The sequence below is a fragment of the Rickettsia massiliae MTU5 genome, assembly GCF_000016625.1.
GTDB lineage: Bacteria > Pseudomonadota > Alphaproteobacteria > Rickettsiales > Rickettsiaceae > Rickettsia > Rickettsia rickettsii.
The window spans coordinates 806,353-831,785 of sequence record NC_009900.1 but is presented as its reverse complement, the minus strand read 5'-3'; the positions used below and the strand labels follow the sequence as shown (position 1 = coordinate 831,785).

Sequence of the window (25,433 nt, the reverse complement as noted above, 5' to 3'; positions counted from 1 at the left end):
GCTCCTATGTTTATTTACATAATTAAACAGTTTGCTTAAATTTTGTATAAATTGCAAGCAAAATTTCTTTTTGTAATGCAATATTTTTACTATAAAAGATAGTTAGGTTATATATTTATATATTTTATATATTAGAATCCAAGTTATTAACTAAAATGAGATATGAATTTTATGTACCCCCATATTAGACTTAGAAGAAATAGAAAAGCTTTTTGGCTTAGAGAGTTAATATCCGAAAGTAATTTATCGGTTAGTGATTTAGTGTTGCCTTTATTTGTTGTTGAAGGACATAATGAAAGGCAAGAAATTAAAACTATGCCTGGTATATATCGTTTATCGATTGATCAAATAGTAGAAACGGCAAAAGAAGCAGCAGAGCTTGGTATTAATGTTATTGCATTATTTCCGAGTATTGATCACAGTCTAAAAAGTGAAAATGCCGATGAGGCTTATAATTTAGATAATTTAATATGTAGAACTATTAGAAGCATCAAAAACGCTAATATCGATATTGGTATAATATGCGATGTAGCACTTGATCCTTATACTACACATGGTCATGACGGTATTGTGCATAATGGGGAAGTTGATAATGATAGATCAGTAAGAGCTTTGTGTAATCAAGCATTAGTGCTAGCAAAAGCTGGAGTAGATATTGTTGCACCTTCCGATATGATGGATGGAAGAATCGGGGCTATAAGGGAATATCTTGACAAAAAGGGATTTATAAATGTTGGAATTCTTGCTTATGCCGCTAAATATGCTTCAAGTTTTTACGGTCCGTTTCGCGATGCTGTTAAGAGTAATAAAAAGAATTATTTAGATAAATCAAGCTATCAAATGGATGTACGTAATATTAAGGAAGCAATGCTTGAGATTGAGCATGATATAGTAGAGGGAGCTGATATGGTAATGGTGAAGCCTGGTATGTCGTTTTTGGATGTTATTCGTGAAGCGGCAAAAAATTTTAATGCTAAAATTTTTGCATATCAGGTTAGTGGAGAATATGCAATGTTAAAATTTGCAGCAGAAGCAGGGGCAATTGATTGGGAGAGAGCTTTGATGGAGTCATTAATTAGTTTTAAACGTGCCGGTGCCACAGGTATATTTACCTATGCCGCTCTTGAAGTAGCTGAAATATTAAAGAACAATAAAATTAAGTAGAAACCGGCTTCTGTCCTTGATATAAAATAAATAATATATTGTATAATTATATCAAAATTATCAATTTGATGTAAATCATTATAAAGAGGCGAAGATGATGCAAAATAAGAAATCAGTATTTAAAGGTTGGAATTTTTTAAAGCCTAAAGGAGGCGGAGCTAATGAGGCAGGAGAGCATGGTGGAGTATATCAAAGCTTAGACGGTAAAATTACGGCGATGATAAAAAAAGAGGCTTTAAGCTCAAAAAATATAGCCGAGTTTTTAGGATCTCAAATTTTTGAAGCTATAAGTCCTGGAAATGGAGCAAAGGTTAATTTAATTGCTCCTGATGATTTTAATAAATCTAAAGCCGTTGATTCGCAAATATATGTCAAATCTGAATTTTTTGAAAATTATAGTAGCGATATGTATGTGGACATGGATAAACATATGTCTGCTAAAACTAAACCAAGTTCTTGGTTTAGAAAGGACGGCGGTAGACCACTTTTTATGGGGACTAGAAATAAATTATTTAGAACCTTAGAAAATGCTTTTAAGGAAATTAAGTATCAGAACTTTGAAAACATTATGCCGGCAAGTTTATTGATCGGCGATTTTGATATACATGTTGGAAATATAGGAGTTATCAGAGATCAAAAAAATCCAAAAACTTTACCTAAATTAGTAAGAATTGATTTTGCTGGTAGTTTTGATAATTTAACAAATAATATATATCCGCATTCAAGAGCTAAACATTTGCCTGGATTCGGTCCCACTAACCATTTTAGAGAATTTCCTTCTAATTTAAGAACAAAAAATCCTAATTTTGCCGATAGCTTACTTGCAGTTTCTAAAATTGATTTAAGCAAAACTATTGATAAAAGTTTTGATGAATTAACTAAATATTATAGTAATAAAGCAATTGCAGAATTTGCAAAACAAGCGATGCCAAAGCAATTTAATAATAAACAATCTAAAGAAATAACGCCTGAAGAAATTAAGGCTAGTTTAATAGATACAATGAAAAAAAGGCAAGAATCCTTAAAGGAATACGGCTTAGAAATTAAACTAAGTAGTTTAATTTCTAAAAAATATAGTTTTCCTTATTACGAAGTGAAAGAGCAAGGATTAAAAACATTAATGAAAGAGTATCCTAATTATTTTGAGAAAATTCTTAATTATGAAGAAAGAAAAAAAGGAGGACAAAAACTTAAATTAAGAAATAAAATTACTACTAATTTTGCAAGAATTTTAGAAATACTTGGTATTAGAGATAGTGCGAAAAAACATTTAATAAAGACAATAAAAAGTTTAAATGAAGATATTAAAGATGAAAGAAGTGTAGCTGGTTCTTCTGATAAAATAAAGAAAGAACCAAAACAAAAATCGGTAAAGACAAATATATATGCAAACAGAGAATATGTAGTAGATGCTCTAGAAAAATTTAAGAAAGAAGTTGGAACGGATGATATTGTTAGTGTTATTTCAAGTCAATTAGGTCTAGCTAAAAAAGCTAAACAAAAAGACCAAGATTTATTAAAATTAGATGAAGAAAATCTAAAACATATAAAGAATCTAAAAGAAAAGCTTAGGAAGCCTACTAAAACTACTGCAGCTAGTGTTGTTAATAAAAAGTCTACACCGGCTAAAACGAGATAATAAATGAACCAAGCAACAAGAAGCCTACAACTAAGTAATTAATCAGTAAAAGCCCATATTGCATCGGCAGCTTAATTATCTCAATCTTTTTAGAAAAATACATGGCTTTTACTACTTTAAGATAATAAAACGCAGCAACTATGCTGGTAAAAATACCACAATAAGCTAATGCGAATTCTTCTTGATTAATTGCTTGGTAAAAAAGGTAATATTTACCGAAAAATCCTGTAAGAGGAGGGATTCCAATCATTGAAAACATAACTATGCTAATTACGGCAGCTATAGTTTTATGGTGCTCTGCAATTCCTTGTATAGTTTTAAAACTAGCTTTATCGGCGTCTTTACCGAGCAGTATAATTAAGCAAGTAAAAAATCCTATACTCCCTACCGCATATATTAGAATATATAGTAGAGCTGCTTTATATCCTTCTTGATTATGCAGAAGCACGCCGATTAATACATAACCGATATTTAAAATAGTACTATAAGCCATTAATCTTTTTAGAGAAGTTTGACGAATGGCTCCAAAAGCTCCAAACAGCATAGATAATATAGCAATTATCTTTATTAAATTATAATTAATAGGGTAGTAATTACCTATAATTAATTTGCTGATATTTAATAAAACAATAACCATACCTATTTTTGAGGCAGCGGTGAAATAAGTAACCGAAGTAATCGGTGATCCTTCATATACGTCAGGGACCCAAAAATGGAGTGGAACACTTGAGAGTTTAGAGAAAATACTACTTAAAAATAGTACAATACCGATTATTAAACCAAGATTCATTCCGGAATTATCATTTAGTTTATATAAGATATCCTCAAATTGTAGGCTTCCGCCGAATCCGTATATAAAAGAAATACCGAATAATGATAAACAACTAACTAAACTACCTAAGATAAAATATTTTAAAGCACCTTCCGATGATTTCATATCATTTAATTTGAATCCTGCAAGTGCATATGAAGTTAAAGCAGTAAGCTCCATACCGCAGAATAATAATAGAAAATTCCGTGATGAAATTGCAACAAAAATACCTACGACCGATGATAACATTAAAGTAATAAATTCAAACTTTAATTCCTCAGCAACAAGAATAGAGTAATCACGGTATATAATCATGGAGATAATAGTGAATAGTAGCGCTATGCTTTTACTAATACCGATATTTATTCCGGTAGCAAATGAGTACCATACTCCTTCATAACTTGAGTACTTCAAGGTAAGAAAAATTGATAATATGCATAGTAAAATAATAATATTAGAAATAATTCTATTTTTATTTGGGATCATTACGGCAAAAAACTGCCCTAAAAGTGCTATTAAAGTCAAAGTTATTTCAGGAAGTAGCAGTAGCATATAAAACTAATATTATTTATGGAAATATAGATATTAGTAAATAAATCATTTTTTATCAACAAACTTATATATAATATTGAACTTTAATACTACCTCTAATTAAAATTATTTTCTTCGTAAAGTTATATTATACAAAAAAAGCCTAAACATGATGAGATTGTACGTAGTGCATTTGAAAACCCTATAGTTGCTAAAGCCCTCTACAGCTTAGTTCTAATAATCCTTCTTTGTCCTTATTATTTAGCAGACTTCGTATCCTGTGCAAATATATTATTACCGGCTATTAAAATTCCTATGGCTAATATTTTAGATGTTCGTTTCATATTTTTATATTTCATAACTATAAGTGCTAATTTTGTTGAGTGTATAATTTCTTATACATTAATAATTAATAGTTGTAATAAATATAAAAATAAATTATTTTGGTTAATCAATTTTAAATTGCTTAAATAAAATTAAATTCTTAAACTCACACCTATAATTGTTTTAATCTAATTAGGTTTTCTAATAAAAATATACTTTCTACCATTAAGTAAAAATATGAAGCCTTCTACTTCAAAATCATTAACTGACAAGTTAAGAATCTTATTATATAGTTCTCACGATACTTTACCAAAGCTAATAGAAGATACGAAAATCAAAGCTCAGTCTTTAGATGAATATTACGTAAAATTACAGATATTATTGAGTGAAGACGATGAAGCAGCTAAAGCAGCATTACGCGATAAAGTTGTCGGAGAAAAGAGATCGATAAGACATAGAGAATATTTTTAAAGCCATAGATAAGATACGGAAAGATAAGAGAGCTGTTTAATAAAAATTATCAAGTTCAAGAAGAAAAAATTGATAATATAGTTAAGTAAGTCACTAAATGAAGAACATAAGTTTGAGATATTTCGCAGAACTCTACCTAATAAAAGTGAATCAGAAATAAAAAATATCATTGAGCAAGTAAACAGAATAAAAGCAGATGTCGGTAAAGTACTGTTTTATTCGGTAGTGCAGGAATAGGTAAATTAATGCATTATATATTTGGGGAAAAGGGGAGTTATGGAGCGATAAGTTTGATTATGTTTTTAGAGTTAGGTTAAAAAAATTATTAAATGAAAGTTGGAAAGACGGTTATAGTGGGTATTTTGATATTAATAATTTATCTCAAAGTAAGCTTAATTGTTTTATCCATTATTGTTTAGGCAGTAGTGAAAGTACCTTAAGTGTTAAGGAAATAATGGATATCCAAAATAAAGATAAGATGTTGTTATTACTTGACAGGTATGACGAAGTAGCACATCTAAATACTCGAGATGAATTTAAAAAGTTAATTTAGAATATAAAAACGTAATAATGAGTTCTAGACCTAATGCGGTTGTAGAAGAAATGCGTAACAGGTTTGCGCGGAAAGTAGACAATACAGGCTGGGATAGTGAGGGAATAGAGCAGCAATATGTACATAAAATTTTGAGTATGATAAAGAGCTAGGAGTGGCAATTAAAAAGCTTTTTGAATACTCATAGCCAAATAAAAGAAATATGTGAAGTTCCTATCAATACTGCATTAATATGTTTGGTTTGGAGTGATCAAGATATAAGGGATCAGTTTCACAAAAACAGCGATGAAGATTTTAATATAAGTCGTTTATATAGTGAAATAATAAACTGGCTTAATAATAGGCATCTAGAAAAAAACCAAAATAAATATAAAAATAAAGATGAAGTTATAGAACAAGGATGATTAAAAAGAGAAGGAAGTAATTATCAATTTATTCACTTAACTATTCAAGAATTTTTAGCCGCATGTTATTTAAAAAATCAGTTAACAGATAATAATACAAAACACAAAGCAGCGAGCTTTATAGGTAAGCATAGAAACGAACCGAAATATCTAATGACTGAAGGTTTTAGCTGGAATAGTTAGTAATGATAACAAACAAGAGTTAACAGAAATATTTTGGGAAGCTGTAACATGTAATGTTGATAATGTAATGTTGATAGGATATTAGAATTAGGGATTGCAAGAAAGATTATACTCTTAATGCATTTATTAGCTCAAAGCAAAATTAATGGGAAATTTGATAGTAGAATACCGAATTTAAAACAAATACAAAATTTAATAGATGAAGTTGTGCTAAAAGATATTACGGGTTGGGAACAACATATAATAGACAGCGGTTATTTATCGGAAGCGATTGTTAAAACAGTAAATGAAAAATTACAAAACAAAAAACCTGAGCCTCAAGAATTTAAAACAGTTATAGGAATCATCACAGGATTAGCCAATAGAAATGAATGGGGCAGTAAAACAAAAATTTATAAGAAGTTAACAAGCCTATTAGAAATTAAAGATGAACAGTTACAAAAATTAGCCCCAATATTAGATGAGACGATAGATCAGACAGTATTACAGGAAAGCTTAAAAAAATAATACCGTTATTAAATAAAAAGGTATTAAATGAATATGTAAATATAATATTGATTGAAATAATTAATATTATGCCTAATTTAGATATAAAAATATTAAATCAGTATTAAATCAGGTAAAAAAATTATACAACAAATACTTTTAGTTACTAAAAGCTTAGTTAAGATAGTAAATACAACACCTCATTATAGCACCCAAGGCATTTAATGCACTGCAAGAATTATTTAATGATCCTATAGAAAATTTCAAGTGCGAGGTAGTTTCAGTTTTAGTTGAAATAGTAAAAGCAAAGCCTAGTTGAGTAAAAGAAGCATTGAACATATTAAAAACACTAATCCATAATGCTAATTATGTCAAATTTGATACTGTGCAATGTTTAAAATCAGAATAACTATTTGGTAACCCTAATAATGAAATTTTATATCAAGCTACTCGAAGCTTAACTGAAATGCTAAGTGTAGTGCATGAACAAAAAGCTTTAAATACACTGCAAGATCTACTAAATGATTCTAATATTTATATTAAGGCTACGGCTGTTTTAAGCTTAGATTTAATATATATTGTACCAAGTTTAACATTAGCAATATTTAGTATATTGAAAGAAGTATTAAACGATTCCAGCAACGAAGTCAAAATTGTAGTTATTTGGAGCTTAACTGAAACAGTACGTATAAAATCCTAGTTTAGCCCAAGAGACATTAAAAATATTGAATACACTACTTAATAATCCTAGTAATTATATTGAATTCACAATCGCCAAAATCCTAGGTTGGATAATACAAATAAAACCCAATGTATCACATGACGCATCTAAAATACTGAAAAATCTATTTAGTAATTCTGACTATCTTATTAAATCCGAGTCTGCTTTAAGTTTAGTTGAATTAGGCAAGGTAAAACCGGCAGAAGAAGCATTTAAAGTGTTCAAAGATATACTCAGTGACCCTTATGTTGACAGATATGCTAAGTATGAAGCTGCTTGGAATTTAATTAATATAATAAATATAAGATCATTTGATAAAGCTAGTTATAAACAATTTAATGAATTATTAAAAATAATTTACTTAATTAAAATTGAAGCATTCCAATTTTGAAGCATTCCAATTTGATGAAGATTTACACACAAAGGCAAACACCATCCTACACACAATAACCGATTACATCACTCAAGAATATGCAAAAATAAGGTTAAAAACCAGTAATTTTAAATTACTAGATGCCGGGGCAAATATAAAGATTAGATGCCTATGAAATTTAAGATAGATAGCCACAATAAAACACTAAAAGCTAGTGGAACAATACAAAAAGCAGAAATCTTTAGAGAAATTGAAAGTTTAGCACAAGAAAGCCTATTATTATACGATTACTGTAATGCATTTTATTGGAATATAAAAAATATCATAAATGTTTGCTGTATTGCTGAAACTAAAATATTTAAAAATAATATTAATGAGCAAGAGGGTATAATAAAAATATTAGCAAAAGGTATAGATTTAATAACGCAAAGTTTCTTAATAGATATATTAACAGATTTGGCTTGCAGTATAAGTAGCAGCAAGGCGTGAGAGAAAGCATGGAAATAAAGTAATTAGTATAAACGATATTATTCGCAATAAAATTGGAATGGAAGATTTAGACGATAACTTAAAGAAAATAGCTATTATTAAAACACAAGAACGTAGAAACGAAATAATAAATCAAAAACACCTATATCAAATTCTTATTCCACTAAATTTCGAGCTAATATAAAAGCATTAGGTAATGTAGTTAAAGAATTTGGGCTTCCTAAAGCTATAGAAAGACATGATAAGGACAATATAGCTGTGCAACTAGCTTTAAAGGACTCTATTTTATTTATTGAATCTTTATATACAAACCGTGATGATATATTGCAATGAAAAAAAACGATTTTTACGTGCAGGATGAAAAGGGTGAAAATAGTAATATTGTCTAATGTTAATCTCTTCTGACACCTTAATAAATGTAAAATCAGATAAGTAGCAATTGCCACTCTCCTCAGAATCGTGTATGCTGGTTTTCCCGCACACAGCCCAAACCTTGTTAGACCCCCAGAGCTATTTGGTTGTGTGTCACCTTACTCCCATTCAATGGAGCGTTTTATTATGAAACTAATGCACATGTGATGAGTTTCTTTTGAGTCGGCTCACGCTTTTCAAAATATTTCTTATATGCCGGATCATATATTGTAGTATCCATTTTAACTTTCACATGTCTTACAATCGGTAAATATTTCATTTTGAGTCTCTTTATTCATACTCTTGGTTTCATCTAGTGACATAGATGGTTGCCTAGCGGAAACAACTCTTTGATACAACCTCGTGTCACACACTATTATATGGCTTTTTGGTTATTTAGGTATATGTGTTAAATATTGCTGGATATCATAGAAAGTACTAAAAAACACAAAATTTCTTTTCATATATCCGTTAGTGTTTTATAATGGCATACAAAAATATACTGCTCCTTTAAATTTATGGGAATTATTTGAAAATAGTGAATTAGTAAAAGCTACTTGGATTAATGATTATCAGCTAATTAATGTTCATGAAATTCCTGATGAAAAATTGACAAAAAATACTTGGTCCGGAATTTTATAATTTTTTATGAAGCACATTCATACACGAGATTTGTTAAAGAGATGGTAAGAAATAGCGGACCTTTTACCTATATGTGCTGAGGTTAATATAGGGATTGATTATATAGAGTGAATTTTATTCTAAACTTTGACCAAACTTGGTCAAAAAAATAGAAAAAATACTTAAATCACAATTAATATAGCCAAAAATTTAATCAAAGCCGGTGTAAAAACTGATTTAATAGCTACCTCAACCGGATTAAAGAAGGAAGAGGTTGAAAAACTTAAATAAATTACTTATACATGTATTTATTATCATTTATATTAGGAGGATTAAATGCATTACTCCGTCAATTACGTTTATCAATTAGCTCTATAGAGTTTTATAAAGACGTATATAAAAACTATCAAGGGTATGGAATAAGATATGTATTTACCTTATCTTTTATCCCATCAATAATTTATTGTATTTTTATATTAAATTACATAATAACTTTAAAAGATTATTTTAACGGAATACAATCATCAAAAGTTACAGCCAACATTGAATATATTATCAATCAATTACCGGAAATTAAATATAATAATTCAAACATTTCAGTTGAAGAAGTAGAGCCTATATATTTATATAGCAAGAATAACAATAAAATAGTCGTCATTGATACAAAAAATCAAGTTTCTAACAAAGAAAAAAGCAAAATACCGTTTGTACTTGAAGAGAATAAGCTGAAGATAAATTTAATTGTAGCCAATACTAAGAAAAATTTCCCAAGTACTGTTAACTATTCTGAGATATTCAAGCAAAATGAAGTAATTTTAACTCCTGAAATAATAAAAAAATATTTTGCCGATAATTTATTATATGCACCAAATTTATTTATTTATTTCGGTATGCCGGCTATTATATTATTTTGGTTTGTAACATTCTTATTAGAGAGAAGTATTATAGTTTTGTTAGTATATAGCTTAGCTAATTTACTTACTACTAAAACTTCAATACAAACTTCTATAAGGCTAGTAATGTTTTCAAGCGGAGTCTCGATAATATTACAACCGATTATTATTATATTAATACCGGAATTAAGCATATTATTACAGCTACTACAAATGTTTACAACTTGTTTAGTATTTGTCGCTATTTGGCAAATTAACAAGAACCTATCGCACTATATATAAGAAAAATCAGTTATCATATAATATGTGATTTTAAATCCTCAATTTACTAAAAAAACAGCCTATTATTAAAAAAATAAAAGTTTTTATTGTTAAAATGAAGCCTAAAGTTATTTATTTATAAATTTAGGTAATTTAAATGGGTAAGGAAAAAAAGAAAGTAAGGTTTGCAGAAGAGCCGCCAGTTAAGGAATTTTCACAAGATAAAGAAGCAACAGCAGTAGACCTTATAAGAGGAAGAGTAATTAATATTTATGATAAAGGTGGCTACTTAAATCCGGATCAATTGGTAATTCATGAACGAGAAGCTATTGGAGTAAAAAATGTTGAAGTAAAGAGAAATCTAAATGTCTTTCAACAAATTTTCGCTGCAGTAGGTCTTATAAAGGACACAAAAACAATCAAAGAAGATTTTACTTATACTACCGGCGATATACAAGGAATATTAAAGGATAATGGTCAATTTATGAATAATTCTGAAGAAATTAGAAAATTTGTTGATAAAAATAGAGATATTCAAATTGCAGATATTGACGGTATCGGTATTGGTAATTTAAATCATCAGGGTAAAATACAAATTAATGCAAAGTTTGGACTAAGTAATGAAAAAATTATTCTTTATAAGGATGGTCAATTAGCGGCTATTGAAAGAAAAGGTCCACTTATAAATCAAGAAGGAGCGCCTTTATACAAAGATAACTGAGTCCAAAACGATAATAAAGTTTATCTAGTGGGAGATGCCGGAAGAAATATTGATACACCTTTTAGAGATCCAAAAACTAGAGTTAGAGATAATTGGAATAGATTAATAAAGAAATTTAAGCATGCTTTAATACCGGAACATGAGTTAGGAAAATTAAACGATGCTATAGTAGATTCTGTAAGAGTTAAAGTAGTTAATCCAAATCCAAAACTTGCAGAACATCATCTTCAAGAAATAGCTCAAGGTAAACAAATATGGGATGGGCATGGATTTGAAATATTACGTATGGGACCAGAGGAAAAAATCACCAATTATTCTATGATACCTCCTCTCAAAGATTACTTGATGCTAACGGTAAAGTAGCTTCTACTATCGGTAAAGAAAGTAAAAGCATGAATAATGTTCAAGCATTTGTAATGGGAGAGGATGGAACAAATTTATATGGGTACTCATAAAAATCAATATTTGCCAAATACTAAAAATCTTGTTTACGGTTCATTTTTAAGTGGAAAGCCTGCGGAAGCAGCAGGAGTTATAGGTATAAATGATAGGGGAAAAATTGATTACCTTCGTAATAATAGCGGTCATTATCAACCTGAAGTTTTAGATATGTACCGTGCTGTAAAAAAAATACAAGAAACTATGCCCGGTGCTTTAGATAAAAATTGTCAAATCGATATTCAAGGGCATCCACGAATAATTGTTACTGATTTTGTAAAAAATATGGAAACCAAAGTAGGTTTCGGAAAAAATGCTAAAACTCATTATGAAACACTAAGAGAGGAAAGAATAGAGAAAATTAAAAACTATCAAGCTAATTTAGAAAATATTGCTGCTTCTTCAAAACCTAAAGCTAGAAATAGGACAAAACAGAGGGCGTGTAATTAACTATTTATAATTAAATTTCATTCCTGCGAAAGCAGGAATCCAGCTAAATTTCATACTCCGGCATTGTTGCGTGGATTGGTAAAACCCACTATGTCACCTAGTTCGCTTGACCACTGGGACCATAAAAATAATTTAAAGTACTAATATTTAAGTTGGGTCCAGCTACAAGCTTGCGGGATGATAACAAAGCAATTTTGGATTCCCGCTTCTAGCTAGGAATGACATCGAAGGTATTTTTTGCACCATGCAACAACGTTCCTATGTAATGTTGGATTAATCACTTAATTTATAATAATATTCTCTCCTTCTTTTCTACTTCTTGCTACACAATTAAATTTTAGTTTATATTAACAAGCTAATTTTTTATTAAATAATATAATTATATACTTGACTAAATTACTTGGGTATTGTAGATATTAAACAATTTGAAGTTTTAATAGGTTGGTTATATGATGCTGACGACGAAAGGCAGATATGCCGTAATGGCAATACTTGAAATGGCTTCAAAATCAAGTGCCGAACCGGTCACTTTGAATGAAATGTCCGTAAAACAAAATATATCGCTTAACTATTTAGAGCAGATATTTTCTAAACTTAAAAACGCTGATCTAGTTAAGGCTATTAGAGGATCGAAAGGTGGGTATATTTTAATAGGTAACCTAGAAGAAATAAAAATTGCCGATATTATGGACGCCGTTAACGAAAATTTTATAATGACTACCTGCTATAAGAAGTCAGTTAAAACTTGCGTGCCTGATACAATAAAATGTAATTCGCATAAATTATGGCAAGGTCTTGGTAAGCATATTAGAGATTATTTTGAAAATATCTCAATTAAAGATGCTTTAAACTCAAATTTAAATATATGATATATTTAGACCATAATGCTACTACTTTTATCGACCCTAGAGTTAAGGAATTCATAATAAGTTTAATGGACAAGGAGCTTAACCCTTCATCAACACATAGCTCAGGTAGATTTGCTAAGAATCTCATAGAAACGGCACGCGCACAAATAGCGGCGGCTCTTGGTATAACCTTATCATCTAGAGAATATGATATTACTTTTACTTCATCAGGGACTGAAGGTAATAATTTAATAATGAAAAATTTTTATGACGGCGATATTTTTATTTCAGCTATTGAACATTTATCGATCTATAACCATATAAACTACGCTCCAAATATTAAAGTTATAAGAGTTAATATGCAAGGGTTAGTTGATTTAGAACATTTAGAAGAGTTGTTAGCTCAAAGTAATACTAGTAAAAAACTTGTTTCCGTAATAATGGCTAATAATGAAAGCGGAGTTTTACAAGATATAGCTGAGATAGGTAAAATAACTAAAAAATATGAGGCAAAATTTCATAGCGATTTAGTGCAAGGTTTTGGCAGAATACCAATAAATATCAAAGCATTAGGATTAGATTTTGCTACAATTTCAGGGCATAAAATAGGAGGGGGGCAGGGTGGTGCTGCTTTAATTTCTAGCTGTAATTTTCAAGTTACTCCAATGATTATAGGAGGAGGGCAGGAAAAATCAGTACGCTCAGGCACTGAAAATGTTTTAGCAATTGCAGGATTTGGTTTAGCTTCTGCATTGAGGACAGACAATATCTCAGAAAATTATATAAAAATCAAAAAGTTACAAGAAAATTTAGAGAGAAAATTAAAAAAATATCCTAATGTAAATATTGTTAGTAATAACGTAGCTAGGTTGCCTAATACTACCTTAATTACTATACCAAATACGGATGCACAAGCGAAATTAATCGGGTTTGATTTACATAATATTTGCGTAAGTTCCGGTTCTGCTTGTTCATCGGGAAAAATATCTAAATCGTATGTATTAACCAATATGGGTGTAGGGGAAGAAGAAGCAAAATCTTCGATTAGGATATCTTTAAGCCATACTAATACGGTAAGTGATATAGAGGCTTTTATAGAGGCTTTTGAGGAGATTTACGATGTCATTCCTAGCTAAAAGCGACGTTGTTGCACGGCTCCGTTTATGTCATTCCCGCTTCCGCGGGAATGACATCGATGACTGTTTAAACTATACCAAAACATGAATTAATTTAACCATATGAACCCACAATTAAACAAATTAACCTTACCGATATATATGGATTATCAGGCGACGACTCCAATAGATCCAAGAGTAATGGAGGCAATGTTGCCTTATTTTACTACCAAGTTCGGCAATCCTCATTCACGCAGCCATTCTTTCGGTTGGGAGGCAGAAAACGCCGTTGAAGAGGCAAGGAGTATGGTAGCAAAGTTAATAGGAGCGGATACTAAAGAAATTATTTTCACTTCCGGTGCAACTGAGTCTAACAACCTTGCAATAAAGGGAATAGCAAAATTTTACAGCAATAAAAAGAATCATATTATTACCGTAGTCAGTGAACATAAATGCGTACTTGATGCTTGCAGGCATTTAGAGCAAGAAGGTATAAAAATCACATACTTACCGATTAAGCCAAATGGAATAATCGATTTAGAAACTCTAAAAAATGCCATTACCGATCAGACTATGTTAGTTTCAGTTATGGTGGTTAATAATGAAATAGGTGTTGTTCAGCCTTTAAAGGAAATCGGGAAAATTTGCCGTGAAAAGGGCGTTTTTTTTCATTCCGATATTGCTCAAGGTTTTGGTAAAATTCCAATTGATGTTAACGAGTTTAATATTGATCTTGCCAGTATCTCAGGGCATAAAATTTACGGTCCGAAAGGAATAGGGGCATTATATGTAAGGAAAAAACCTCGTGTGCGTGTTACACCGCTCATAAACGGTGGCGGGCAGGAGAGAGGTATGCGTTCAGGTACGCTACCGACTCCTTTAATCGTAGGGCTTGGCATGGCTGCTGAAATAGCGTATAGTGAGATGGAAAAAGATACTAAGCATGTAAATTACTTATTCGACAGATTTTTAAATAATATACATAAGCGAATTTCAGAAGTGTATTTGAACGGCGATAAAAATCAAAGATATAAAGGTAATGTAAATTTAAGCTTTGCCGGAGTTGAAGGAGAATCCATTATCCTTGCCATTAAAGATTTAGCGGTTTCCTCCGGTTCTGCTTGTACTTCTGCCTCTTTAGAGCCATCATATGTTTTACGTTCTATGGGAATCGGTGAAGAGCTTGCCCATACTGCAATTAGGTTCGGCATAGGTAGATTTACTACCGAGCAGGAAGTTGACTACGCAGTAAATTTAATATGCTCAAAAATCGATAAACTAAGGGAATTAAGTCCTCTTTGGGAAATGATGCAAGAGGGAATTGATTTGAAAAAGATTAAATGGGCTGTACATTGAGAATATCGTCATTGCGAGCAGCCGTAGGCTGCGTGGCAATCTTGTCAAATATCCTGAGATTGCTTCGTCAAAACTTGCAGTTTTTTCTCGCAATGACGGCTCAGGTATTCACGCAAGTATAACATACAAAACCAAATTTTAGAGAATAACAATGGCTTATAGCAAAAAAGTGATAGATCATTATGAAAATCCTCGTAATGTTGGATCGCTTGATAAAGAAAATAAAAATGTTGGTACAGGACTAGTTGGAGCTCCTGCTTGCGGTGACGTTATGAAGTTACAAATCGCAGTTGATGATGACGGGATTATTACAGATGCTAAATTTAAAACATTCGGCTGCGGTTCAGCTATTGCTTCAAGTTCTTTAGTAACGGAGTGGGTTAAAGGAAGATCGGTAGAAGATGCTGAGACTATTAAAAATACCGAAATAGCAAAAGAATTGTCACTTCCACCGGTAAAATTACATTGCTCATTACTTGCTGAAGATGCAATAAAAGCAGCTATAGCCGATTACAAACAGAAAAAAGAAAGCAAAAAAGACTCTTAAAACATGAAAAATGTTATTTCATTAACCGCTTCTGCTGCAAAGCAAGTAAAATTGCTAATAGCAAAACGTGCCAAGCCTACATTTGGTATTAGGGTAGGGGTTAAGTCAGGCGGTTGTGCCGGTCAGACTTATTATGTGGAATATGCCGATAGTAAAAATCAATTCGATGAAGTAGTTGAAGAAAAGGGCGTACGGATACTAATCGACCCAAAGGCATTAATGTATATTCTAGGTTCTAAAATGGACTATGTAGAGACTAAATTCAAATCCCAATTCACTTTCACCAATCCCAACGAAAAAGCTAATTGCGGCTGCGGCAAATCTTTTAGCATGTCACACTTTAAAATCAATAATTGATTTCTTTTCTCCGCTTAATACAGAAGAAAAGGAAAGAGGGGCTGAAATTAGACTTATGAGAGATGCTGATATCGAAAATGATAAAAGTCTATTCTAGAAGCAATAGTAAAATCACTGCACGATATTAAACCAAATGATCATTACATTCTGCTTGATCTTCAGTATTATAAACAGATCCATTTGGGTAATATGATGTTTTCTAACTTTTCTTCTGATTCGGCACTGTGGATGTTTTGAATCTTATCCAAATTTCACCAAGAACAGTTTATATTATTTAATAAAATGAGCATGGAATCAAAATAATTCAAGGTAATAAAGTACATGACCGTGATAATATAGAGGGGATAAAGATTGAGCAAGAGTATGGATATTCGGTTTATAATATTAAAGTTGATGGTTTAGAATCTGCTGAATATGTTTTAAATGTCAGTAATATTAAAAGTTTGGATTCTGATAAACAATTGCTGTTGTTGGAGGAAATCTTAAATTTAATAATCAAGGCGTCCCTTTCTCTATTATTGCAGAGAAGGTAGAAAATATAGGTTTTGATTTAAGAGCAGCCTCTACTTTTCAAGAGATATTCGCAAAAATGTTTTCGTACTTTTGTTTTTCTATGAAAATATATGATTTGAAAAACAGTCATATTGTAGGAGGAAAAGATACTAGTGGGCATTATGAATATGTTAATAATACAAATACAACCGGACATTTAGACAAGTTTCAGGATAATGAAATTGTATTCTATGAAAACCCTAATGGTAATTGTTTTTTAGGTAATCAGTTGGATATATTAGGTCAATTGATGGATTCATGATAGGGGGAGATTACAAATCCCACTTGGTTAATTACCCACTATGTATTATTCTATAAGCTATGATATAAAATATGATATAAAAAGTAATTTGTATGACTCAAGCATGTATATTAAAACCGGATACGAAAGAAGCATAACACTTGGTAAATTAGCTAAAGGAGTAAGTAGCTTTCACGTTATTGTTAATAGTAAAAAAGCTATCAATCTTTTGTTTAGAAATCAAGAGTAAAATAATTATAGTAGTTTTAACTATTGCTAAAAATCATTATTTCAGCTATTTTAAAGCTGTTGCTTTAAATTAGATTAATATGTCACAAAAATTAGGTTTCTGGGAGGTTTTTGCCTTAGTAACCGGCAGTCAAATCGGTACTAGCGTTTTTATATTGCCGTTAAGTTTAGCACCGTTCGGTATATACAGTATTTGGGGCTGGGTACTTTCATTATTCGGTGCTATGAGTATAGCACTTGTATTTTCTACCCTTTGTGCAAAATTTCCTAAAACAGGAGGTCCGCACGTTTATGTACGGGAAAATTTCGGGGATAAAATAGCTTTTTTTACCGGTTGGACTTACTGGGTTATATCCTTTGTCAGTACAAGTATAGTAGTCATTTCGGCAATAGGTTATCTAACGCCTTTTTTTAAATCACAAGCGATTTTAGACTTAATATTACAGATCATATTATTAGGTGCTATTATGGTTTTAAATTTAAAAGGTCCTGAAGTAGCAGGAAAAGCAGAGTTTTATTTAACTCTCTTAAAATTTGTTCCATTGCTTGTAGTAGGTTTATGTGCTTTATCACATTTTAATATAGATAATATAACTATTGCCGAGGAAGTAGAGAATTTAAGCATTCCGAGTATTATGGGAAGAGTTGCACTTCTTACTTTTTGGGGATTTATCGGCGTAGAATGTGCAACTACCACGGCAGGTGCAGTAAAAGATCCGGCAAAAACCATTCCACGAGCCATAATAGTTGGAACTTTTTGCGTAGCAGTGTTATATATTATTAATAGCATAGGTATAATGGGCTTAATCCCTGCTTCTGAACTTATTAGTGCTAAAGCTCCTTATGCCAATGCCGCTGCATTATTATTCGGAGGTAAATGGTCAATCGTAATTACGGTTATAGCCTCGATTATATGTATAGGTACGCTCAATGCTTGGGTTCTAACTAGCGGACAGATAGCTCTTGGGCTTGCAGAAGACGGTTTATTACCGAAATTTTTTGCTAAGAAAAATAGCAATAATGCTCCAACTCACGGAATTATTGTAAGCTGCCTTGGCATTGTGCCGTTATTAGTCTTTACGGTAAATGATAATTTTGCCAAACAGATTACACAAATAATAGATTTCTCGGCAATAACATTCTTATTCATCTATTTAATTTGTAGCTTAGCTTTCTTAAAGGTGATTTTTAGCTCAAAAAAAAATTTTTCTTATTATTATTTACTTATAGCTATAATATCGATTATCTTTTGTGCATGGGTTATCTATGAAACACCTGTTAAAACTCTGATTATAGCTAGTTCTTTTACTATCTTTGGTATTCCTTTGTATTATGGATGGTATAAATGTCATTCCCGTCTATGAGCGTTGCCTAGCTGGATGCTGAGCCGTCATTGCGAGCGGCTGCAAGGAGCGTGGCAATCCAGAAAAAATAATAAAAAAATTCTGTAAATCAGAATTTTTTAACTGGATTGCTTCGTCAATTACTTAAGTAATTTCCTCGCAATGACGGTTCAGTCTCCAAGCAGGCAAGAGCACGACATAAGAGATATAAACATGACAAAAATCCGCATTAATCTGCTTAGAAATTTATTCACAGAATATGATATAGACGGTTATATAATTCCGTCTAACGATAAATATATGAGTGAATATGTTCCAAGCTATGCAAAGAGACTTGAATATATAACAGGTTTTACTGGTTCAAACGGTATAGCGATTATATATAAAGATACAGCATTATTCTTTACCGATGGACGTTATTTAGAGCAAGCAAATAAAGAGCTGGATTTAGAGCTTTTTAAGCTTTTTGACTTAAAAGATATATCTAAGTTTGGTAAAGATGCAAAAATAGGATACGATTCTGAATTATTTACTTATCCCACTATATCAAATTTAAAGTTCAATTTTCAGAAGATTAATGGAAATTTAGTTGATAAGATTTGGCAAAATCAGCCGCTAGAGCCAAACTCTAAAGTTTATTTGCATGATATTAAGTTTGCGGGCGTTAGTCATACTGATAAAATAAGTAAATGTCGTGAAATTTTTTTGGATTCCCGCTTTCACGGGAATGACACCGAGCAATCTGCCTTAGTCATTCTCGATAGCTCCTCCATATGTTGGTTACTAAATTTGCGGGCTAGTGATGTTGCTTATACGCCTTTAATGTTTGCAAAAGTTATACTCACTTCTACACAATTATATTTGTTTATAAATCCTACAAGAATCAATGCCGAAATTATTAATGCTCGTCCTGAAATAACGATTTTACCGGAAGAAGAATTTGAAAATATTTTAAGAGATAGTGAGAATAAACATCTTTCCAAACCAGCTTATAGAGAGGAACTTAAAGGAGATACGAAACGCAGCACCGCAGCGTACACAAGCGTACGTGAGGATGCGCGTATCGGATCGATGTCTAAATTACCTCTAGAAGCGACATGTGGGCAGATGTCTAATATTTTTATTGATGATACTATAGCATCTGTTCATATAATGGACTTAGTAGCTGATAAAAAAGTACAAAAAATTACCGATCCATGCTTAATGCTTAAAGCTTGTAAGAACGATGTAGAAATTAAGCATGCAATCGATTTGCATATTAAAGATGCAGTAGCTTTATGTGAATTTTTTGCTGATTTTTCTCAATGTCATCCCCGTGAAAACGGGGATCCAGAAAAACATAATATGGATTCCCGCCTTCACGGGAATGACATAGGAAATAACGAATTGACCGAGTATTCCCTCGGTTTAAAGCTTACAGAGCAACGAGCTAAACAAGAGGGATATGTTTCGGATAGTTTTCCTGCTATTTGCGGATTTCAGGAAAATAGTGCTATTATTCATTATAGAGCTGACCAAAAAACTGCTAAAAAAATTGAAGGGCAGGGGATATTACTGATAGATTCCGGCGGTCAGTATCAAGGTGCTACTACCGATATAACTAGAACAATAGTAATAGGTACGCCGACAGATGAGCAGAAAAAGCGTTATACGCAAGTACTTAAAGGACATATTGCTTTAGCTAAAGCCAAATTCCCAAAAAATATCATCGCAGGAGCTAATCTTGATATACTCGCTCGGCAATATTTATGGCAAGAAATGCTAGATTATCCACACGGTACAGGGCATGGGGTAGGGAGCTTCTTAAGTGTTCACGAAGGACCGCAAAGCATAAATCTTCGTAATAAAACAATACTTAAAGCAGGTATGATCTTATCTAATGAACCGGGTTTTTATATTCCTGGAAAATATGGTATTAGAATTGAGAATTTGATGTATGTAAAAGAAAATAATGGATGGCTTGAGTTTGAGACCTTAAGCCTAGTGCCTTATGCTAGTAAATTGACTGATATGAAACTACTTAATATTGATGAAATAAACTATATCAAGGAATATTATAACAAAATTAGAGCTAAAATTTATGATTTATTATCCACGCAAGCGAGGAATTGGCTTAATAAGGAAATAAATTTATTTTTACAATCATTATTGTAATTGACGTTTCCGCTATTTATTGGTATAAGGTCTATACATTATTGGGACGTCGCCAAGTGGTAAGGCAACGGTTTTTGGTATCGTCATCCGGAGGTTCGAATCCTCCCGTCCCAGCCATTCGTCAATTTTATTAGAAGCATTGTTCTATAATCTATATTATGGAAAATAAAAGTTAATTTAGTGAATTTAGTGATGGTGCATTCGATTGGATTTGAACCAACGACCTTTGCCTTCGGAGGGCAACGCTCTATCCAGCTGAGCTACGAATGCAAATGCTTTCACGCAATAACTATTAATAAGAGCGATCCAAAATAAATTTAATCATCGAAAACAAATAGTCTTTATAAATATTCTGAACCGGAATTTTATTTAATAACTTACTTGCTTCATTTTCTAAGTTACTCAAATAATTAACTGTTTCATTGTAAATTTCATGCTTTACCATTAAGTCATGTATTTTTACAAAGTCATCTTTAGTACGCTTATCACATTTAATTATATTTTCGAGCCAAAGCTGCTTATCTTGCTCTAACTTATTATATAAAAAAATCAGTGGTAACGTAACTTTTCCTTCTAAGAAATCATCGCCAATATTTTTGCCTATCTGTTTATCATTACCCAAATAATCAAGCAAGTCATCTATAACCTGAAATATCGTACCGAGTAATTTCCCAAAGTCCTGCATATCTTTAGAAATATGGTCTACCTGCTCTGCTATAATAGCTCCAACTTCACAAGCAGCTCCAAATAGTTCGGCGGTTTTAGATTTAACTATTTGCTGATATTCGTCTATAGTTATAATACGTCGTTCATTTAACTTCACTAGCTGTACTACCTCCCCTTCGGAAATAATTGCCGAAGCTTTAGCTAGAACATTCATAGCTTTAATAGAGCCGGAAGCTACCATTAGCTTAAAAGACTGACTAAAGAGGAAATCACCCACTAAAATACTTGTTTTACTTCCCCAAATAACGTTAGCCGTAGGTTTGAATCTTCTTAAAGTGCTGTCGTCTACCACATCATCATGAAGCAATGTGGCGGTGTGAATGAATTCAACGGCACTTGCGAGCTTTATATGATTATCGCCTTTATAATCAAACATTTTAGCAGTTATTATAGTTAAAAGCGGACGAATTCTTTTACCTCCTGCTTCTAGTAAATATTTACCGACCTTTTCTATTAACTCTTCATCACTTTTTAAACAGCTAATGATTAAATTGTTTAACTTAGTTACTGCATCTTTTAAATCTTGCTGTATTTTTACTATAATATTCATGGTATTTTTATAAATTTTTCCGTCATTGCGAGAAAAAATTGAAAATTTTGACGCAGCAATCTCGTGCCAAAATCCTGAGATTGCCACGCTCCTTTCAGTCGCTCGCAATGATGATTAACGAAGTTCATCGAGTATACATTCCTCGAATATTTTGTGATTAACATTAGGAATTAACTCCATAATTTTTTCTTTTACATTTTCACCGGGTTGCACTTTTTTTACTGCTGCTTGATATAAAGATAAATAATATAAAGGTATAAGTTTATTTATATCATCTATATTACCTATTTTAGCTTTGTTTAAATCGGACAAATCAAACATATACTCAATGCTAGCATCAATTAAATTAGATGAATTCGGGTGATCGGAAATAGTTTTTAAAAATGATTTCAAAGCATTCCCGTATACTTCCTTACTCTCTTCCGAAAAATTTTTAAAATCCCCTACTTCGTGTACATATGCACTTAAAACATCTATTATTCTAGAGTAATCATTAATTACTATCGTACCTTTACTGTAAGAATCTTTAAGAGCATTTACTATAGTTTCATTTGTTATATTAAATCCCGATGCGTTTGAATAGAGACTTAAAGCATTTATCTGTGCTCTAGTTAATTTGTTTAATTCAGTCACTAAATTAATATTTAAATTAAAATTATATTCCCTATCTTCAAAAATACTAAAATTATATTGTTTATTATTATTTAAAATATAGCTTAGTTCATTATTAAAATCTTTATATAGCTTATTATCAGAAAGTTTAAATAAATAGGTTTGCTTATCGTAATATTTCTTTATAAATTCTAATGAACCTATTATAAAACCAGGTTTTAGCTTAAATTGCGAATCTACCAAAAGATCAATATTATTATTGCCGAAATCGTTTAACTTACCTTTATATAATAAATTAATATTATTTTCAAAGTTATTACTATTGAGTTTTGCATTAGTAACTTCAATTGTTAAATCTTTAGCAATATCTTTAAAATGCACACTACTAGTACTAATCAAGAAATTACCGGAAAATTTGAAATTATTATTCCAAGCGGGTCTATATAATAATAAACCGGCAGGTATTATTCTATCTTCAAGGTTACTTTGTACTATTTCGGTTTCATAATAAATTTCTAATTTTTGCGGTATGTTATCAAGGAAATCCTGTTTACTTGTATAATATTTACTTTTGTCAAATAACATAGTAAGTATAGTATGATCTTCTTCATATAATTTTTGATTATCGACTAAGTCAAAAATTTCTGTTTTACCGGAAGTAAATTTAATATTTTCTATTAAATTTATAACTTCAAATAAATTTTTTTTAAATCGTACTATTTTAAATAATTTAAAATTTAACGGTATTTTTGTTGATAATATACAGTTCTCATTATAAAATCTTACTCCAAAGCCTCTTTGAACTGGCTTAAATTTTCCGAATGCTTCTCCGGAAAAATGTATAAATAATTTCTGCTTAAGTAAATCATAACCGATATTTATCGGTGTGGTAAATTCAGTTGCTCTATTAATACTCTCTTCTTGCCAATTAATTACTGAAATACCTAATTTGAAAGGAAAACCATATGGCTGAACTTTAGAAAACTTAATAAGATATTGCTGATTAGGATTATTATCAGCCTCTTCTATATTAAGGTTGGTACCGGCATATTTTTGATTTATAGAGTGTGATAAAGAGAACATAATAGTAAACCACAGCCCACTATATGCGAGTATAATAAAGATAGTTATAAATAATATTATTTTAAGAATTTTTTTCATCTTTAAATCGGTATTATAGTGTGATTTTCTGTTGTTGTATGGATAAGTTCTACGACTGCTCGCAATGATTGGGTGGTATCCACGCAACAATGTCCGCTCGCAATGACGTTTACTTACACAGCTCTATATATTCCTTATTCAATTTTATAACGTTCCAAATCCATAAACTCATCATAACTATAAAAGTTACTAATAGATATATTATAATAGAATCAAAGGTAGCAGTCGGAATAATAATAAATATCAAAGACTGTATAAATGCTCCAAGCGATTTACCGAATTTAGTACCTATTATCTCTACGGCAGCTTTTCCCTTAGTTCTAAGCTCTAAAGATAAAGGAATATACGCCATTTCTTTTGTTGAATCGAATAATGAATATTTGGACGATTTACTCAGTATGTTCTGAATTGCTCCAACAATAATCGCTGCATATAGAAGATTAAAATCACCGCAACATGCTCCTATTTCTTCAATAAAAATTATAAAGATAAAAAACATCAAGCCGGTAATAGACAACATAATAGGAGTTAATAATGCAGAAATGAGCCAACCGAGTCTTCTAAGAATATTACTGCCTATTATCATGAAAGTAACGCATGATATCCCCATCCAAATATTAAACCTGCCCATAAAGTTAACATAGTCTATAGTGTTTGGATGTAATTCTTTTATTTTTGCTTTCCAAGGTCCTTCAACTATATTTATTAATAATCCATAACAGATTATTAATAAGGCAATACGACCTATATATTTTGAGTGAATTACTAATTTGATACTTTCAATTACCGAAAGTTTTGTTTTCATTTTAGCTGTAACTTTTTTTGCATCTAAAACATTTATGGAATCTGTTAAAATAAATCTATTTATTATTCTAAATAGAAGCATAGCAATTATTCCTGCAGTAACAATAATTGACATGATTGGCTGAAGCATTATAGCATTTCCGGCAGATGAATTAAAAGAATCCGGTAATAATTCTGAATCAATGACGTCCTGCTCGCTTGAGAAAAAGACAAGTACGCTGCCTGCTATTATAAGACCGATATTACCGACCATTCCAAGAACGGGATAGAATCTTTTAGCTTTAGAAGTATCAAAAATGTGATTGGCAAACTGCCAAAACATTAAGTTTATAACTACTGCACTCCATAATTCTGCGAAAATATACATCAGTGCATAACTCCATTGACTACCTATTTTAATAAACCATTTAAAATTAGGGTATGAAGCAATTAAGTTATTTATCATTTCATCATTAGGATGATAAATATCTTGATTTGGATAAATAATATAGGCAAATAATAAGAAAAATAGTAAAAAACTACCGACTATAATGTAGAAAATATATTCAAAATTTAATTTATTACTAAGCTTAACATAAAGTACGGTAAAAATTACGCACGAGGGTAATACTAACCATAATTTTAAGAAGCTAATAATTTCAGCCCCCATAGAGGGTACTACTAAACTATCTTTGATAGATCTTAAAGCCCCAAAATTAAAAAGGATACATAACATCATTAAAGCCATAGGTATAAATAGCTTTAATTCTTTCCTTTCTATAGGCCACATTATTTCTTTAACTTTTTCAAAGAAAATTTTAGGCGGTAACATTTTTATTGTAACCTTACATATTAAAGTTAACTTTTAAATCTCTTAAGTGCTAAAGTCAATTAA

The 25,433-nt window shown here is 31.0% G+C and carries 28 protein-coding genes, 2 tRNA genes and 1 pseudogene; 25 read left to right on the top strand and 6 right to left on the bottom strand.

Features of this window, described 5'->3' with window-relative positions:
- Positions 1–171 precede the first annotated feature (171 nt).
- On the top strand, positions 172–1,164 hold the full coding sequence (gene hemB / locus RMA_RS04510; protein WP_014365691.1) for a porphobilinogen synthase: 993 nt from the start codon (positions 172–174) through the stop codon (positions 1,162–1,164).
- Positions 1,165–1,258: 94 nt separating this feature from the next.
- The gene (locus tag RMA_RS04505) at positions 1,259–2,803 is read left to right on the top strand and encodes a hypothetical protein (protein ID WP_012152918.1); all 1,545 of its coding nucleotides are present in this window, start codon (positions 1,259–1,261) and stop codon (positions 2,801–2,803) included.
- Here the strand turns inward: RMA_RS04505 and nuoN are convergent.
- Positions 2,790–4,166, bottom strand: a complete 1,377-nt coding sequence (gene nuoN, locus RMA_RS04500) for an NADH-quinone oxidoreductase subunit NuoN (RefSeq protein WP_012152917.1) — start codon at positions 4,164–4,166, stop codon at positions 2,790–2,792. The genes RMA_RS04505 and nuoN overlap by 14 nt on opposite strands.
- 540 nt (positions 4,167–4,706) lie before the next feature.
- On the opposite strand from nuoN, the gene RMA_RS04495 reads away from it, so the two are divergent.
- From RMA_RS04495 to RMA_RS11735, 8 genes are all read left to right on the top strand, one after another.
- Entirely contained in the window at positions 4,707–4,940 is a 234-nt protein-coding gene (locus RMA_RS04495; RefSeq protein ID WP_041404756.1) for a hypothetical protein, read from the top strand.
- A 570-nt stretch (positions 4,941–5,510) separates the two neighbouring features.
- Entirely contained in the window at positions 5,511–5,645 is a 135-nt protein-coding gene (locus tag RMA_RS11740; RefSeq protein WP_274377899.1) for a hypothetical protein, read from the top strand.
- 21 nt (positions 5,646–5,666) lie between these two features.
- Positions 5,667–5,897 carry a hypothetical protein gene (locus tag RMA_RS10205; RefSeq protein ID WP_041405015.1) on the top strand — a complete coding sequence of 77 codons (231 nt, stop codon included), beginning with the start codon at positions 5,667–5,669 and terminating at the stop codon, positions 5,895–5,897.
- Positions 5,898–6,197: 300 nt separating this feature from the next.
- Complete coding sequence (locus RMA_RS07615) at positions 6,198–6,587, top strand: hypothetical protein (RefSeq protein WP_049749365.1); 390 nt, start codon at positions 6,198–6,200, stop codon at positions 6,585–6,587.
- 445 nt (positions 6,588–7,032) lie between these two features.
- Complete coding sequence (locus RMA_RS11010) at positions 7,033–7,266, top strand: hypothetical protein (protein ID WP_041404755.1); 234 nt, start codon at positions 7,033–7,035, stop codon at positions 7,264–7,266.
- Positions 7,267–7,291: 25 nt separating this feature from the next.
- Positions 7,292–7,678 carry a hypothetical protein gene (locus RMA_RS04470; protein WP_238375396.1) on the top strand — a complete coding sequence of 129 codons (387 nt, stop codon included), beginning with the start codon at positions 7,292–7,294 and terminating at the stop codon, positions 7,676–7,678.
- A gap of 147 nt (positions 7,679–7,825) precedes the next feature.
- A complete protein-coding gene (locus tag RMA_RS11005) occupies positions 7,826–8,149 on the top strand; it encodes a hypothetical protein (protein ID WP_012152605.1) in 324 nt (107 codons plus the stop codon).
- Positions 8,150–8,207: 58 nt separating this feature from the next.
- Positions 8,208–8,333: a hypothetical protein gene (locus tag RMA_RS11735; protein WP_274377898.1), complete on the top strand. Its 126-nt coding sequence runs from the start codon at positions 8,208–8,210 to the stop codon at positions 8,331–8,333.
- 372 nt (positions 8,334–8,705) lie between these two features.
- Here RMA_RS11735 and RMA_RS11730 read toward each other — a convergent pair whose 3' ends face one another.
- On the bottom strand, positions 8,706–8,840 hold the full coding sequence (locus RMA_RS11730) for a hypothetical protein (protein ID WP_266234749.1): 135 nt from the start codon (positions 8,838–8,840) through the stop codon (positions 8,706–8,708).
- A gap of 94 nt (positions 8,841–8,934) precedes the next feature.
- On the opposite strand from RMA_RS11730, the pseudogene RMA_RS12285 reads away from it, so the two are divergent.
- The 15 genes and pseudogenes from RMA_RS12285 to RMA_RS04380 all read left to right on the top strand — a co-directional run.
- A pseudogene (locus RMA_RS12285) lies at positions 8,935–9,310 on the top strand (Rpn family recombination-promoting nuclease/putative transposase); the annotation flags it as partial.
- A gap of 173 nt (positions 9,311–9,483) precedes the next feature.
- The gene (locus RMA_RS04450; RefSeq protein WP_041404753.1) at positions 9,484–10,356 is read left to right on the top strand and encodes a DUF1189 family protein; all 873 of its coding nucleotides are present in this window, start codon (positions 9,484–9,486) and stop codon (positions 10,354–10,356) included.
- Between the two features lie 136 nt (positions 10,357–10,492).
- Positions 10,493–11,056 carry a hypothetical protein gene (locus tag RMA_RS04445; protein WP_238375395.1) on the top strand — a complete coding sequence of 188 codons (564 nt, stop codon included), beginning with the start codon at positions 10,493–10,495 and terminating at the stop codon, positions 11,054–11,056.
- A gap of 27 nt (positions 11,057–11,083) precedes the next feature.
- The gene (locus tag RMA_RS04440) at positions 11,084–11,419 is read left to right on the top strand and encodes a hypothetical protein (RefSeq protein ID WP_041404752.1); all 336 of its coding nucleotides are present in this window, start codon (positions 11,084–11,086) and stop codon (positions 11,417–11,419) included.
- Between the two features lie 279 nt (positions 11,420–11,698).
- Positions 11,699–11,944, top strand: a complete 246-nt coding sequence (locus RMA_RS12020) for a hypothetical protein (RefSeq protein ID WP_041404751.1) — start codon at positions 11,699–11,701, stop codon at positions 11,942–11,944.
- A gap of 449 nt (positions 11,945–12,393) precedes the next feature.
- Positions 12,394–12,813: a Fe-S cluster assembly transcription factor gene (locus RMA_RS04425; RefSeq protein ID WP_012152915.1), complete on the top strand. Its 420-nt coding sequence runs from the start codon at positions 12,394–12,396 to the stop codon at positions 12,811–12,813.
- Entirely contained in the window at positions 12,810–13,928 is a 1,119-nt protein-coding gene (locus RMA_RS04420; protein WP_012152914.1) for a cysteine desulfurase family protein, read from the top strand. Before RMA_RS04425 ends, RMA_RS04420 begins: the two co-directional genes overlap by 4 nt.
- A gap of 102 nt (positions 13,929–14,030) precedes the next feature.
- Positions 14,031–15,263, top strand: coding sequence for an IscS subfamily cysteine desulfurase (locus tag RMA_RS04415; protein WP_012152913.1), 1,233 nt, complete (start codon positions 14,031–14,033; stop codon positions 15,261–15,263).
- Positions 15,264–15,414: 151 nt separating this feature from the next.
- Positions 15,415–15,810 (top strand): Fe-S cluster assembly scaffold IscU, encoded by a 396-nt coding sequence (gene iscU / locus RMA_RS04410; protein WP_010977348.1) that lies wholly within the window; start codon positions 15,415–15,417, stop codon positions 15,808–15,810.
- 3 nt (positions 15,811–15,813) lie between these two features.
- Positions 15,814–16,167: an iron-sulfur cluster assembly accessory protein gene (locus RMA_RS04405; RefSeq protein ID WP_012152911.1), complete on the top strand. Its 354-nt coding sequence runs from the start codon at positions 15,814–15,816 to the stop codon at positions 16,165–16,167.
- 613 nt (positions 16,168–16,780) lie between these two features.
- Positions 16,781–16,981 carry a hypothetical protein gene (locus RMA_RS10990; RefSeq protein WP_041404750.1) on the top strand — a complete coding sequence of 67 codons (201 nt, stop codon included), beginning with the start codon at positions 16,781–16,783 and terminating at the stop codon, positions 16,979–16,981.
- A gap of 40 nt (positions 16,982–17,021) precedes the next feature.
- Positions 17,022–17,210 (top strand): hypothetical protein, encoded by a 189-nt coding sequence (locus tag RMA_RS09915; RefSeq protein ID WP_041404749.1) that lies wholly within the window; start codon positions 17,022–17,024, stop codon positions 17,208–17,210.
- 79 nt (positions 17,211–17,289) lie between these two features.
- Positions 17,290–18,573, top strand: a complete 1,284-nt coding sequence (locus RMA_RS04390) for an APC family permease (protein WP_041404748.1) — start codon at positions 17,290–17,292, stop codon at positions 18,571–18,573.
- 192 nt (positions 18,574–18,765) lie between these two features.
- A complete protein-coding gene (locus RMA_RS04385) occupies positions 18,766–20,706 on the top strand; it encodes an aminopeptidase P family protein (protein WP_041404747.1) in 1,941 nt (646 codons plus the stop codon).
- Positions 20,707–20,748: 42 nt separating this feature from the next.
- A tRNA-Gln gene (locus RMA_RS04380) sits at positions 20,749–20,823 on the top strand.
- 76 nt (positions 20,824–20,899) lie between these two features.
- Here the strand turns inward: RMA_RS04380 and RMA_RS04375 are convergent.
- The 4 genes from RMA_RS04375 to tlc3 form a co-directional block, all read right to left on the bottom strand.
- A tRNA-Arg gene (locus RMA_RS04375) sits at positions 20,900–20,976 on the bottom strand.
- A 22-nt stretch (positions 20,977–20,998) separates the two neighbouring features.
- The gene (locus RMA_RS04370) at positions 20,999–21,982 is read right to left on the bottom strand and encodes a polyprenyl synthetase family protein (RefSeq protein ID WP_041404746.1); all 984 of its coding nucleotides are present in this window, start codon (positions 21,980–21,982) and stop codon (positions 20,999–21,001) included.
- 114 nt (positions 21,983–22,096) lie between these two features.
- Positions 22,097–23,755, bottom strand: a complete 1,659-nt coding sequence (locus RMA_RS04360) for a hypothetical protein (RefSeq protein WP_041404744.1) — start codon at positions 23,753–23,755, stop codon at positions 22,097–22,099.
- 109 nt (positions 23,756–23,864) lie between these two features.
- Positions 23,865–25,370, bottom strand: a complete 1,506-nt coding sequence (gene tlc3, locus RMA_RS04355) for a nucleotide exchange transporter Tlc3 (protein ID WP_014365712.1) — start codon at positions 25,368–25,370, stop codon at positions 23,865–23,867.
- Positions 25,371–25,433 lie beyond the last annotated feature (63 nt).